Annotated in this window: 11 protein-coding genes; 4 read left to right on the forward strand and 7 right to left on the reverse strand. The window is 55.6% G+C overall.

Annotated features, from left to right (window positions below; translation table 11 throughout):
• Positions 1-9: 9 nt before the first annotated feature.
• The 4 genes from aceE to DC3_RS02590 form a co-directional block, all read right to left on the reverse strand.
• Positions 10-2,718: a pyruvate dehydrogenase (acetyl-transferring), homodimeric type gene (gene aceE / locus DC3_RS02575; protein ID WP_146882038.1), complete on the reverse strand. Its 2,709-nt coding sequence runs from the start codon at positions 2,716-2,718 to the stop codon at positions 10-12.
• 337 nt (positions 2,719-3,055) lie between these two features.
• On the reverse strand, positions 3,056-3,523 hold the full coding sequence (locus DC3_RS02580; RefSeq protein WP_146882039.1) for a hypothetical protein: 468 nt from the start codon (positions 3,521-3,523) through the stop codon (positions 3,056-3,058).
• A 202-nt stretch (positions 3,524-3,725) separates the two neighbouring features.
• Positions 3,726-4,958, reverse strand: coding sequence for a vWA domain-containing protein (locus DC3_RS02585; RefSeq protein ID WP_146882041.1), 1,233 nt, complete (start codon positions 4,956-4,958; stop codon positions 3,726-3,728).
• A gap of 66 nt (positions 4,959-5,024) precedes the next feature.
• Positions 5,025-5,663 carry a MerR family transcriptional regulator gene (locus tag DC3_RS02590; protein WP_146882043.1) on the reverse strand — a complete coding sequence of 213 codons (639 nt, stop codon included), beginning with the start codon at positions 5,661-5,663 and terminating at the stop codon, positions 5,025-5,027.
• A gap of 81 nt (positions 5,664-5,744) precedes the next feature.
• Between DC3_RS02590 and DC3_RS02595 the strand changes: the two genes are divergently transcribed.
• On the forward strand, positions 5,745-6,170 hold the full coding sequence (locus DC3_RS02595) for a secondary thiamine-phosphate synthase enzyme YjbQ (RefSeq protein WP_146882481.1): 426 nt from the start codon (positions 5,745-5,747) through the stop codon (positions 6,168-6,170).
• A 44-nt stretch (positions 6,171-6,214) separates the two neighbouring features.
• Here DC3_RS02595 and DC3_RS02600 read toward each other — a convergent pair whose 3' ends face one another.
• The 3 genes from DC3_RS02600 to DC3_RS02610 all read right to left on the reverse strand — a co-directional run bounded on the left by DC3_RS02600 (position 6,215) and on the right by DC3_RS02610 (position 9,532).
• Complete coding sequence (locus DC3_RS02600; protein ID WP_146882045.1) at positions 6,215-6,442, reverse strand: hypothetical protein; 228 nt, start codon at positions 6,440-6,442, stop codon at positions 6,215-6,217.
• A gap of 274 nt (positions 6,443-6,716) precedes the next feature.
• Positions 6,717-8,768 carry an ABC-F family ATP-binding cassette domain-containing protein gene (locus tag DC3_RS02605; protein ID WP_186815782.1) on the reverse strand — a complete coding sequence of 684 codons (2,052 nt, stop codon included), beginning with the start codon at positions 8,766-8,768 and terminating at the stop codon, positions 6,717-6,719.
• Positions 8,769-8,863: 95 nt separating this feature from the next.
• Positions 8,864-9,532 (reverse strand): VOC family protein, encoded by a 669-nt coding sequence (locus DC3_RS02610; protein ID WP_146882049.1) that lies wholly within the window; start codon positions 9,530-9,532, stop codon positions 8,864-8,866.
• A gap of 91 nt (positions 9,533-9,623) precedes the next feature.
• Between DC3_RS02610 and DC3_RS02615 the strand changes: the two genes are divergently transcribed.
• From DC3_RS02615 to sucD, 3 genes are all read left to right on the forward strand, one after another.
• The gene (locus DC3_RS02615) at positions 9,624-10,940 is read left to right on the forward strand and encodes a VWA domain-containing protein (protein ID WP_146882051.1); all 1,317 of its coding nucleotides are present in this window, start codon (positions 9,624-9,626) and stop codon (positions 10,938-10,940) included.
• Between the two features lie 272 nt (positions 10,941-11,212).
• Positions 11,213-12,466 (forward strand): ADP-forming succinate--CoA ligase subunit beta, encoded by a 1,254-nt coding sequence (gene sucC, locus DC3_RS02620; protein ID WP_146882053.1) that lies wholly within the window; start codon positions 11,213-11,215, stop codon positions 12,464-12,466.
• Positions 12,463-13,368, forward strand: coding sequence for a succinate--CoA ligase subunit alpha (gene sucD / locus DC3_RS02625; protein WP_146882055.1), 906 nt, complete (start codon positions 12,463-12,465; stop codon positions 13,366-13,368). The genes sucC and sucD overlap by 4 nt, the downstream gene beginning before the upstream one ends.
• Positions 13,369-13,527 lie beyond the last annotated feature (159 nt).

Below are 13,527 nucleotides of genomic sequence, written 5' to 3' on the forward strand. Positions count from 1 at the left end.
GTGTGTGTTTTAGCGGGTCACAGGGTTGGGGCTGTCCGGGTTGATGCCGAAGTCCTTGATGGCCTTCTCGACCACTTCACCCTTGACCTTGCCTTCTTTGAAAAGGGCATAGAGGGTCTGCACCACGATGTGTTTGGCGTCCACTTCGAAGAAGTCACGGAGCGCTTCGCGGCTCTCACTGCGACCAAATCCGTCGGTGCCCAGGGTCCAGACTTTGCGGTCGAGGTGTCCGTTCAGGCCATCGGCCGTGAGCTTCACATAATCAGACACGCTGATGAGCACACCAGGGGCATTTTCAAGTTGCTGGGCCACATAAGACTTGCGGGGCTCTGCGGTGGGGTGCAGCATGTTGTAACGCTGAACGTCCAGAGCGTCCTGGTGCAGTTCCTTGTAGCTGGTCACAGACCAGATGGAGGCGTCCACATCGTAGGCTTTCAGGAGTTCCTGGGCTTCCTGGGCAGCAAGGATCGCTGGACCGGAGGCCAGAATCTGGGCCTGATGTTTGGCCTTCTCTGCGCCGCTCTTCTTGAACAGGTAGATGCCCTTGATGATGCCCTCGAAGACTTTCTCTCTGGGCTCGTAGTCGGGCAGGGCAGCCTGCACGTAGTTCTCGTTTTCCACGGTGATGTAGTAGAAGATGTCTTCCATGTCGTGGTACATGCGCTTCAGACCGTCTTCAATGATCACTGCGATTTCATAGGCGAAAGCAGGATCATAGACTTTCAGGTTGGGCACCACGTAAGCCTGCAGGAGGCTGTTGCCGTCTTCGTGCTGCAGACCTTCCCCGTTCAGGGTGGTTCGGCCTGCAGTGGCCCCGATCATGAAGCCCTTGCAGCGCAGGTCTCCGGCAGCCCACACCAGGTCCCCGATGCGCTGCATCCCGAACATGGAGTAGTACACATAGAAGGGAATGGTGGGCACACCAAAGTTGGCGTAGGAGGTGCCTGCTGCAATGAAGCTGGCCATGGCTCCGTCTTCGGTGATGCCTTCTTCCAGCATGTGGCCGGTTTCAGACTCTTTGTAGGCCATCAGGGTGCCAGCGTCCACGGGGGTGTACATCTGGCCTCTGGGGCTGTAGATGCCGATCCTGGGCACCAGAGCGTCCATCCCGAACGTGCGGGCCTCGTCGGGGATGATGGGGATGACCAGTTGACCCACTTCCTTGTCGCGGATCAGTTTGCTCAACACCTGCACGAAGGCCATGGTGGTGGACACTTCGCGGCCATTGGAACCAGCGTAGAACTCATTGAAGAAGTCAAAGCTGGGGGTGTTGAGGGGTTTGGCCTTCACTTCACGTCGGGGAATCAGACCACCCAGGGTCTTGCGGCGCTCCAGGGCGTACCTCACCTCAGGGCTGTCGGGACCGGGGTTGTAGTATTCGAGGTGCTCGACCTGCTCATCGGTGAGGGGCAGACCCAGGAAGTCCCGCAGACCCAGAAGGCTCTTGTTGTCGAGCTTCTTGACCTGGTGTGCGACGTTTCTGGCCTGGGCACTTTCACCGAGGCCGTATCCTTTGATGGTGCGGGCAATGATGATGGAAGGTGAGCCCTTGTGCTCGGTGGCCGCTTTGTAGGCGGTGTACACCTTCTTCATGTCGTGACCGCCACGGTTGAGGCTTTGCAGGTCCTCATCCGACCAGCCTTCGATCAATGCTTTCAGTTCGGGGGTGTTGAAGAAACGCTCTCGCAGCTCTTTGCCACCGAATGCAGCGTAACGCTGGGATTCACCGTCCACCAGCTGTTCAAAGCGACGGATCAGGGCTCCTGTTTTGTCCTTCTGGATCAGGCGGTCCCAGTTGCTGTCCCAGATCACCTTGATGACGTTCCAGCCTGCACCACGGAACAGGGCCTCAAACTCCTGAATGACCTTGGAGTTGGCACGCACAGGACCGTCCAGACGCTGGAGGTTGGCGTTCAGCACGAACACCAGATTGTCGAGGTTCTCGTAGGCAGCGAAACGGATGGCCCCGATGGACTGCGGTTCGTCCATTTCTCCGTCGCCCAGGAAGGCCCAGACTTTGCCGTTGCCTTTGTCTTTCAGACCACGGTTTTCCAGGTACTTCATGAAACGGGCCTGGTAGATGGCCTGCAGAGGGCCAAGGCCCATGCTGACGGTGGGGAACTCCCAGTAGTCAGGCATCAGCCAGGGGTGGGGGTAGCTGGAGAGACCAGGTTCGTCCTGCAGTTCACGGCGGAACAGGTCCATCTGCTTCTCGTTGAAGCGGCCTTCCAGGAAGCTGCGGGCGTACATGCCAGGGCTGGAGTGGCCCTGGAAGAAGATCAGGTCACGGTCCTGGCCTGCACCGTGACCACGGAAGAAGTGGTTGTACCCGACTTCCAGCAGTTCGGCGGCAGAGGCGTAGGTGGACAGGTGCCCCCCAATGCCATCACTCTTCTTGTTCGCACGGATCACCATCGCGACGCTGTTCCAGCGGTTGATGTTCATGATGCGGCGTTCCATCTCCATGTCACCGGGGTACTCGGGCTCGCGGTGCGGGGGGATGGTGTTGATGTAGGGCGTGTTTTGTTTGTGGTGGATGTTCACGCCATGAAAGTAAGCAAATTGTTTGAGTTCTTCGAGGATCTCCTGGGCACGCTCATTGCCTGCGCTGGCAAGCACGTACGCCAGGGAGTCCAGCCATTCCTGCAACTCCACGGAGTTGAGTTTCGCGAGCTGCTCAGTGGGGAGGCTGGCTCGCGCATTGGTAACATCTGCCATGATGCATTGACCCCTTTCTTCGCTAGTGGTGTACCTGGACTGCAAGTAAACCACTTTTGAGACAAATCTACTTTAACCGCCTGGACCCTCTCCTGCATAGAGCTAAATCTTAGATCTAATTTCTGAAGGGGGTGGGATGGCTAGATGTAATGGCTTATTTCTGTCCAGGAAGCAGTCAGCCCACAGTTTAACCTTGCATTTTTTTGTGAGATGTTCGAAATCTGACCGTTCACTGCAAGAGGTACACTGCCCATCACACAGCCTTGCTGTAAAGAAAAAATGCCGGAAAGTCCCGACATTTCATCCTGCAATAGAGAAGGAGGAGCTTTGCAGCTCCTCAGGCAACCTGTTCAAACACGTAGAAGGACACCAGTGCAACCAGCACACCAATCCAGCCTGGGGCTTCACCAAGGTTGAACTCGAAATCTTTACCGATCACGGTTCCACCCAGACGGCCCACCAGTTTGTGTCCGGTCTGCTGTGCAGCCACATCCCAGCCCACAATGGGACCACCGAGACGGCCCGTCACACGGTCCACGCCACGGAGGGTGAGTTCCTGATCACCGATGCTGCCCACCAGGGCACCATCCTGCAGATGCACTTCCACATTCAGGCCAGCGGCAGTTCCCTGCACACCGGTTTCAGTGATCTCCAAGTTAAAGCTTTTACCTGCGAGTTTTCCCCCAACGCGACCCTTGATAAAGTCACCGTCCAGGGCACAGCGCACGTCATATCCTGCGGCGCCGTGAAAACGACCAGTCATGAGTTCTTCAGTCACGCTAGGTAGTATAGCAAAGGAATTCATGAAATGGTGCATGGGAATGGCAGGGGAAGCTGACAGCTGCCGAGGGCCGAGGGCCAAGAGCCGAGGGCATCTGAAAGGCTGATGCAAACGCATTCCAGTTCCATGCCTGATCTGGCTGAAGCATCATTTGCTCGTGGCCCTCTCTTGATCTGAAAACGTGCTTGCGGGGCGGCCCGCGTCGCACTGATCGCTCGGCTCTGGGCTACTGCTGGTTCTTTTTGCGGGCAAAGGCTCTGAACGTGCTTTCCTTTCGGGCTTTTTGCAGGTCTCCACGTTCAATCTGTTCTGCCACGGCATTCAGAGAATCAATCTGTTCTTGCACCCTTGGAGAAGCTGGAAGGGCACTCAGTGCTGCAGCGTACTGTCCGAACTGGTCGGCATCGTAAGCAACAGAGCCTGCAGCCACACCAACCACGGTTTCCTCCTGCAACAGAGTGACTTCCAGCAACGTGACGTATTCTTTGACCGCCATGTTCTCGGGCAGGGCCTCGTATTTTTCGGCTGGCACCACACCAAGTTTCAGCGTTTGCTTCAGCACCACCCGCTCCTCTCCCCTGTCGAAAGCCACCCGCACAGTGATCAGTGGCACTTCAGTCTGGCCTGCCTGCAACTCAGGAACCTTCAGCCTCAGAGCACTTTCAGAGGCCTGCCCATATCTGAGGTTGGGAAGTTTGTACCTGCCGGTGTTGACCGTGCTGTACCTGTTCAGCACGTCGTCTAAGGTCACACCTGAGTGGGTGGTGATGCCCAGACTGACCCTTCTGCCAAACGTGCTTTCCAGACCTTTAAGTTCCTGCTCAAAAATCGCAGGGAGGCCTTCAGGGTCGCTGACATAGTAATAGTTGCCTCCACCTGCTTCAGCCATGCCCATCAGGAGGTCCTCGTCGTAGTCATCTCCCATCCCGAAGGTGCTGGTGCTGACGCCGTGTTCGGAAAGTTCAAGCACCTCTTTGTTGATCTGGGTGCGGTCGGTGATGCCCACATTGGCCTGACCGTCTGACAGCAGCATCACGCGATTCAGCATGGCTTTCTGGTAATGCTCACTGACCAGGAAGCCTCCTTTGAACCAGCCTCCATGGAGGTCGGTGCTGCCCCTTGCAGTCACGGTGCGGATGCGTTGCTGCAGTTGCATTCTGCTGGGCTGGGTGATCAGGGTGCTTGGGGCCAGCACATCAATCTGGTCGTCAAAGATCACCACAGAGGCACGGTCTCCGTCCTGAAAGTGGCTCAGGCATTCGGTGGCAGCTTTTCTGGCATTTTCAATGCCCTTGCCAGACATGCTCCCACTTCGGTCCAGCACCAGAGACACATTGAGTCTGGAGCGTTTCTGGTCCTTCACCTGCTCTGGGGGGGTCAGTTTCAGCACCACATCCAGGGTGATGGGGGTGTTTTCGGGCAGGGCAGCTTTGATGGGAAGCAGTTCAAGTTTCAGCATGGGTGTCTCCTTCAGGGAATGGGGGACCCACACCTCCAGAGGTCGGGAGGTCGGGAGGAGGTAGGCTCAGTCTTCTAACGCCTGCTGGATTTTTCTGAGGATCTTCTGGAGGAGGGTTGTATTTTTGATGGGTTGAAAATCTTCAGAGAGGTGAAGTTCGATGCCCTCAGAGATGGGCACCCTGGTGTAGGTTTCTGCTTTGCGTTTTTTCTTGCGTTCTCTGTCATCGCCATACTGCAGAAAGTCTGGAAGGCTGGGTGCAGGTGCAGGCATTGAAGCTGCAGGAGGTGCTGCAGGAAAGGGGGGCGCTTCTTCGATTTCCGCCACTGCTCTCTTGCGGAAGAATTCCATTGGATGCCTCTCAACCTCTTCTTTTCCCAGCAGCAGTTCTTCGAGTTCTTCAATGCTTTTTTCCTGGGTGATGGGAGCGATGATCCCCGTGGCGAAACCCGCGGCCAGCATCTTCCTTAACAACAGAAGCTGTAAGAGATGGCGGTAGGTGTATCTGGCCTCGCGTCCTTCACGGTCGGGGGTGTCCAGCAGACCCAGCGTGGTGTAGTGGCGGATCAGTCTGGGGTTCACCGTGTCCTGCATGCGGGTGTTCATCTTGTCGGTTGGCAGAAACTCTGGCAGGAGTTTGTTGACCCGTTCTGCAAAAGCATCCAGGCTCCAGCTGTCACTGCGGTAGGCTTGCAGGTTCACCATGTGACTTCATTGTCACTCTAACAGTTTAAATTGTCAATATGGTATTTTCAGCTTAAGCTGTCAGCGTATACTCAGGTCATGCTGTGGTTCCAACACACCCTCACTCTTCCAGCCAAAACGCGGGGCTTTCACCTGATCACCCGTGAAGTCCTGCAAGCCATTCCCGAAATCAGCCAGGTCAAAACAGGCATGCTGAATGTCTTCATCCAGCACACCTCAGCAAGCCTGACCATCAACGAAAACGCCTCACCAGACGTGAGACGGGATTTCGAACGCTACTTCAATCGGTCTGTCCCAGACAGCACCCCCTATTTCGAACATGATGACGAGGGGCCAGATGACATGCCTGCCCACATCAAAAGCAGTCAGCTTGGAGCCAGCCTGAACATCCCCATTCAGGACGGCAGACTTGCCCTGGGCACCTGGCAGGGCATTTATCTTGGGGAGCACCGCGAACGTGGAGGCTCCAGAAGACTGGTGATCACAGCATTTGGTCAGGGCAAATAAAACAAAGAGGACAGCCTAAACTGTCCTCCTTGCATCAATCGGTGTTATTGTCCGCCCAGACCGCTCTTGCCCTGGTCTTCGCCCTGGGTCCGGCGGCTTCCTCCTGCTTCATCACTTCCCCCACGGGTGCCTTCGACTGGAGGTTGCCCTCCATCACGGTTGTTGTCATCAACGTTGTCGAGGGGCTCACCGTCAGGAATTTTCTGACCTGGGGAATTCTGGTTGCCACCAGTGGCATTGGCCCACAGAGGGGCTTTTTGACCTTCAATCATGTTTGTCTCCTTTCGAACATCAACAGCTCAGCTGGACCAGAAAACGTCCATGGAGCATAAATTGACTTTAGAGCATTTCAGATGAATTTTGAAAATCAATATTCATTGAGCGGAGCAAAAGAAAAAGCATGGAAACTCAGATTGTAGTGATTGACGAGATCTCATCCAATCAAGCCTTACCATCTGGACACCCTGAGCAAATTTTCCCCGACAAGCGATCAACATTATTCTCATTTTTATTTTTAATCTTTACAACAGCCTGGACCATCTGGTTTCAATTCTGAATATAATTGTCCCTCAAATAATCCTTGCGAGCATACTCTTGACCTTCTGGCAGCTTCACCCTCGTCTCCCTGTACCTCTCGAACAACAGGATGAGAGCTGCCCTGATCAGGCTCTTTCTGAACCAGAGTTCTGCTGAATCTGCAGTAAACTCCAGCTTTGCATCCTGAAAAATCAAACCTGGACACCCAGGAGCATTGAGCGCAGTGAAGGTGATTCCTGCCTCTTGCCTGTCCGAGATGATTTTCAAGCCCGAATCCACAATCAGATGGTCATAATTGGGCTGCCTGTACTTCTCGGCGTACAGTTCGTACAGCATCTGCTGCAATTGATGCTGCTCGGAGTGCAGCCTGCCTTCTTCTCGCTGTGTCAGTTCGGTCAGCAGCAGTTTCGAGATCTCCTGCATGCGGTCTTCCATCTCCACAACACGTTCATCCAGAGATGGAGGCGGAGGTGGAGGAGGAGGATCTCCCGCCAGTTCTCTGAAAGGGTCCAGAGGCCCTGTGCGGGTCAGGCTGCTGTATTCCTTCAGCACACCCTCCTCAATGGTCCAGAAGCGGTTCCCAACGTTCTGGGCAAACATCCGGTCGTGGGTGATGATGATGCAGGCCCCCTGAAAACTGTTTAAAGCCCTTTCCAGGGATTCCAGGGTTTCAATGTCCAGGTGGTTGGTGGGTTCGTCCAGAAAGAGCAAATCTGCTTTGGAGTGGGCAATCAGGGCCAGACCTGCCCGGACCCGCTCCCCTCCTGAGAGTTCTGCAGGGGTTTTTTCCCACGCCCAGCCCAGGCCGTACTGTCCCAGCAGTGTACGGGCCGTACGCTCTTGGTACACCCTGGTCAGCTGTTCTTTCAGGGTCTCTTCTTCCAGCAGTCCGTGGTGTTCCTGATCCAGATAGTTGAAACGGGTGGTGTAGTACCGCACTTCTGCCTGGGGATCTGTGGCGTACCGCTTGCCCAGCAGGATTTCCATCAGTGTGGTCTTCCCGGTGCCATTGGGGGCCACCAGCATGATGCGGTCCCCCTTGCGCACCTTCAGGTCGGCCTGCTTCAGGACGTCACGCTCTCCGTACCGCATCGCCAGATTGCGGCCCCACAAAAGCATTGGTGCTCTGGCATCTCCAGCACTGAAAAACATCTGGATTTCGCGTTCTTTCTGTGGAGCGTCAATCTCAGAGATGTGCTCCACCCTGCTGCGGATGGGGTTGGGTTTGGCTCCCCACATGCTCTGTTGATCTGCCACCTCGGTCAGGCGCATTTTCTCCTGCAAGGTCTGCTGGTGAAGCCTTTGCAGGGTCTTGCGCTGGATGGCCCGTTCCATGCGGGTCTTGCTGAACCCTCCCGGATACACCTGAACAGTCTGCTGGTCGATGTACCAGCTCTTCTGTGCCACCTGATCCAGCAGGGTGCGGTCGTGCGAGACCACAATCACTGCCTGTTTGCTGCGTTTGATTCGGTGCTCCAGCCATTCCCGCATGCGGATGTCCAGGTGGTTGGTGGGTTCATCCAGCAAGAGCAGGTCTCCCGTATCCAGCAGGCTCAGGGCCAGCGCAAAACGGGTCTTTTCGCCTCCTGAGAGGGTTCCCAGTGGCTGGTCCAGTTTGTCTCCCAGACTCAGGACAAAGAGGATGCTCTTTGCACGGTGCTCGTAGGTGTACCCGCCTTCACGCTCGTACTGCTGGTGAAGTTCATCCCAGCGGTCCAGAAGCTCGGGTTTTTCGGTCAGCTGGGTTTCCAGACTTCTCAGTTCCTGCTCCTGCACCACATGCGGATTGAAAACCCGAACAGCTTCCATCACGGTGAGCTGTTCGGGCAGGGTTGGATTCTGTTCCAGATAAGTGATTTTGAGGCCCTCAGTTTGCCACATCACGCCACTCTGGGGTTTCAGGCGGCCTGTCAGTAGGTTAAACAAGGTGGTTTTACCAGAACCATTGAGGCCCATCAGGGCAATTTTGTCACCAGATGAAATGCTGAGTGCAGGAATCTCGAACAGCAGCTTCCGTTCGGTTTCATAATGCAGATCTGTGAGCTGAAGCAGTGTTCCCATGCTTTCATGGTACCGGAAGGGCTCGAACCCTGGACCCGACATGAAGCCTAGCGTCACGCCCTGTAACCTCCGCTGACTGGCGGATCATTGGTGCATCAGAGCTGCTGGATTTGCCCATCAAGCGGATCTTCTTCAACCTCCATCCTGAAACGACCACCTGAGGTTTCCACCTCCACCACCAGGGGAAGCAACTTTGCGGGATGACCCACAGGGTACCAGGGCCTGCCATTTCGGCTCACAATAAAGAGCCCTTCATCGGTTCCAAGCGGAGCAAAATCTGCCAGTGCAGGTCTGAAATGATCCACCCCCACCTGTGCCTTCAGGCACTCAATCAGGGCAGAAACATCCCGGGTCACCAGCCCAATTTCGCTGATGGACAAAGGCAGCAAGTTTTCAGCATCCTGATGGTTCAGGTTGTGGCGTCCGATGTACTCCACAATGTTGCCATCCGGGTCCAGAAAATACAGCGCATGGGCATTCCAGTTTTGAAAGTCGGCAAAGTAAGACTGGTCTTCCCGGATGTAGCACAGATCCACCTTCTGCCTCAGGTCCTCAAAAACCTGCTGCATGAGGTGCTCAGGGGCATTGAAAGCAAAATGATAACCTCCAGAAAAGCCTTCTCTTGCAACAAATCGCAAGGTGGATGCACCTGCAGTCAGGGAAAAAGCATGTTCCTCCTGATGAACAGAAAATCCCAGACGGGCATAAAATGCGGCCATCTCCTGCAGCTTTGCGGTGTAAAGGGTGAGGGTGTGAATGCGCATGATCACAGACTATAGCGTCTGACAGGAAGGTTTCTGTGATCAGGAAACGTTGCGGTCACTTCATGCGTAGTAAAGACGTAAGGAGGATTTCATGACTCAACTCACCCAGGGACAACGTGCTCAGTTGCCCCAGTTCACCTCCAGCCTGAACCTCACCATCGGCATTGGGATTCAGGGGGCAGGAATGACCTTTGATGTGTCCTGCTTCGGGGTGGATCAGAATGACCAGCTGTCAGATGACCGCTATTTTGTGTTTTACAACCAGAAAAGCTCTCCAGAAGGTGCCCTCAAACTCCTGGGCAGCCAGCAGGGGGATCTGGAACAGTTTCAGGTGGACCTCTCTCGCCTCCCTTCCAGCATCAGGAAACTGGTTTTTGCTGTCACCATCGATGGCAATGGCGTGATGTCCCAGATTCAGGGGGGCCATTTCCGCATTCTGGAAGGGGGGCAGGAAAAAGCCCGCTTCAACTTTGCAGGGCAGAATTTCGGGCAGGAGAAAGCTGTCATTGTGGCTGAGATCTACCTCAAAGATGTCTGGCGTGTTCTGGCCCTGGGTCAGGGGTTCGCCGGGGGCCTCAGTGCCCTGCTGAAAAATTATGGAGGTCAGGAAGCGGATGAGCCTGCCTCTCCCCCACCCACTCCACCTGCTCCAACCCCTCCTGCATCTCAGCCAGCGAAACCTGCTGTGAACCTCAACAAGGGAGTGATTCTGGAGAAGAAAGTCCAGGAGAAGGCTCCCGGTCTGGTCAGTCTGGTCAAAACCGTCAATGTGATTCTGGAGAAAAAGCAGATCGCAGATGTGGTGGTCAAAGTGGTGATGGTGATGGACGCCTCGGGCAGCATGACCTCGAGTTACCAGAATGGCACCGTGCAGGCCGTGGTGGACCGGGTGGGTGTGGTCGCCATGCGTCTGGACGATGATGGTGCCCTGGAAACCTGGTTCTACTCCGACAACCACAAACAGACTCCAGATGTCACCCTGGACAGCATCCACAATTACGTGAAGAACAACGTCAAAGGGGCTTTTCTGCAGATCTTCAAGGGTCTGGGGGTGGGCAACAACGAACCCCCCATCATGCGCACGCTGGTGGACCGCCACAAGAATTCCACCCAGCCTGTGCTGGTGGTCTTCATCACCGATGGTGGGATCTACAAAACCGAGGAGATCACTCGCATCCTGAAAGACTGCTCCCATCACCCGATCTTCTGGCAGTTCATCGGGGTGGCCGGACAGAATTACGGGGTACTCGAGAAGCTGGATGACCTCCCAGGACGCGTGGTGGACAATGCAGATTTCTTCGCGGTGGATGACCTCAGGCACATCTCGGATGACCAGTTGTTCGAACGGATGCTGAATGAATTGCCTGCATGGCTGAGGGCAGCAAAAGAAAAAGGGATTCTCAGGTAGAAAATTTTGTCCTGAAGGGGCGAGGCGTGCCTCGCCCCTTCACATTTACAACTCCTGCAAACCTCACAGACCTGATGACATCAAAATGTTAAGAGAATGGGGGCCATCGCCCACACGATTTCACTGCCATGAAAGGGACAAAGAACCCGAATGGACAGGTGGTTTACCTGTCGTTCACCTGTGCAGATAAACGGTGAACCTCATGCGTAAACCACTGGCGATGTTGTCCTGATGCAGTGACAGCAAGATCGACGTGTCAGGTGGAAGTATACATGCAGACTGTCACATCCCGAGTAACGTGGTTAACCGGGGTTAACTTTTCACTGTATACTCCGGGATGGAACAAGCGCACTTGGGTCAAGGCCCTAAGGAGGAACATTTTGAAACTCCACGAATACCAAGGTAAAGAACTGCTGCGGCGTTTCGGCGTCAACGTGCAGGACGGCAAAGTCGCCTACACGCCCGACGAAGTTCGCCAGATTGCTCAGGAATACGGTCAGGCTGTGGTCGTCAAGGCCCAGGTCCACGTCGGCGGACGTGGCAAAGCCGGTGGTGTGAAGTTCAGCCCCACCCCTGACAAAGCGTATGAAAACGGCCAGAAAATTCTCGGCATGGACATCAAGGGTCTGACCGTGAAGAAGGTGCTCGTCACCAAAGCCGTGGACATCGACAAAGGCAAAGAATACTACGTCGGCATGATCGTGGACCGCAACGTGCAGTCCTACACCCTGATGGCCTGCGCCGAGGGTGGCATGGAAATCGAGGAACTCGCTGTCGAGAAGCCCGAAGCCATCATCAAGCACCGCGTGGACCCCGTTGCCGGCCTGCGCCCTTACGAGGCCCGCGAAATTGCCCTCAAGGCAGGCTTTGAAGGCAACCTCAACAAACTGGCCGACATGATGGTCAAGATGAGCAAGGCTGCTTTCGAACTCGATGCCAACCTGGTGGAAATCAACCCCCTGTTCGTCGGCGAAGACGGAATTCCGCTTGCCCTCGACACCAAGTTCGACGTGGACGACAACGCCATGTACCGCCACAAGGACCTCGCCGACTGGCGCGAACTGGAAGCCGAACACCCCCTGGAAATTGAAGCCAGCAACTACGGTTTCGCCTACGTGAAACTCGAAGGCAACGTGGGCGTGCTTGGAAACGGTGCAGGCATCGTGATGACCTCCCTGGACGTGGTGAACCGCGCCGGGGCCAAACCTGCGAACTTCCTGGACATCGGTGGTGGCGCCCGCGCCGACATCGTGTACAACGCTGTGAAACTGGTCTCCAAGGACACCGACGTGAAAGCCATCTTCATCAACATCTTCGGGGGCATCACCCGCGCTGATGAGGTGGCCAAAGGCGTGATTCAGGCCCTGAAAGATGGCATCCTCACCAAGCCCGTACGCATGCGCATTGCCGGTACCGCCGAGGAAGAAGCCAAATCACTCCTGGCCGAAGTCAACAGCGACCTGATCCAGATGTACCCCGACATGTTCCAGGCTGCAGAAGCTGCCGCCCAGGAGGCCAACAAATGAGTATCCTGATTGACAAGAACACCCAGGTGCTTGTGGTGGGCATGACTGGCCGCGAAGGGGCCAACCACACCAAAGCCATGCGCGAATTCGGCACCCAGGTGGTTGCAGGTGTGACCCCTGGCAAGGGCGGTCTGACCCACGAAGGTCTGCCTGTGTACAACAGCGTCCGTGACGCCCAGGCCAACCACCAGATCGACTGCTCCATCATCTTCGTGCCCCCCGCCGGTGCTGCCGATGCTGTGCTGGAATCTGCCCACGCTGGCGTGCCCCTGATCGTCCTGATCACCGAGGGCGTGCCCACCATCGACATGATGCGTGCCGTGCAGGAAGTCAAGCAGCTGAACGCTGTGAGCCTCGCTGAAGGTGGCAAGGGCATCCGTCTGATCGGTGGAAACTGCCCCGGTCTGGTCTCCAGTGGCGAGTCCAAGATCGGCATCATGCCCAACAAGATCTACAGCGAAAAAGGCCGCATTGGTCTGATCTCCCGTTCCGGAACCCTCACCTACGAAGCAGCCAAACTGCTCGGTGACGCCGGTCTGGGCACCAGCACCACTGTGGGCATCGGTGGGGACCCCATCATCGGAACCACTTTCGCTGATGTGCTGCCCCTCTTCGAAGCCGACCCCGAGACCGACGCTGTTGTGGTGATTGGTGAAATCGGTGGAGCTGACGAGGAAGCCGCTGCAGAGTACATCAAGAACCACATGAAGAAGCCCGTGGTGGCTTTCATCAGTGGGCGCAGTGCCCCCAAAGGCAAGCGCATGGGTCACGCCGGAGCCATCATCATGGGCAACGTGGGAACCCCCGAGTCTAAACTCGCAGCTTTTGCGGATGCCAACGTGCCTGTGGCAGACACCATGCCCCAGATCATCGATCTGGTCAAACAGGTTCTCAACAAATAAGCTATAACGCTCACAGAAGACAGGGAGTCCCCCTGTCTTCTTTTGCATTGAAAGAGCTTTCAGAGTAAATTGAAACCAGACTTCATATCACTGTGCATCCTGACTGATCGCCACTGGTCTTCAGCAGTCTCACCCAGTCATTACAGCCTGTTGTAATGT

It is taken from the genome of Deinococcus cellulosilyticus NBRC 106333 = KACC 11606, assembly GCF_007990775.1.
In the GTDB taxonomy this organism is placed as follows: Bacteria; Deinococcota; Deinococci; order Deinococcales; family Deinococcaceae; genus Deinococcus_C; species Deinococcus_C cellulosilyticus.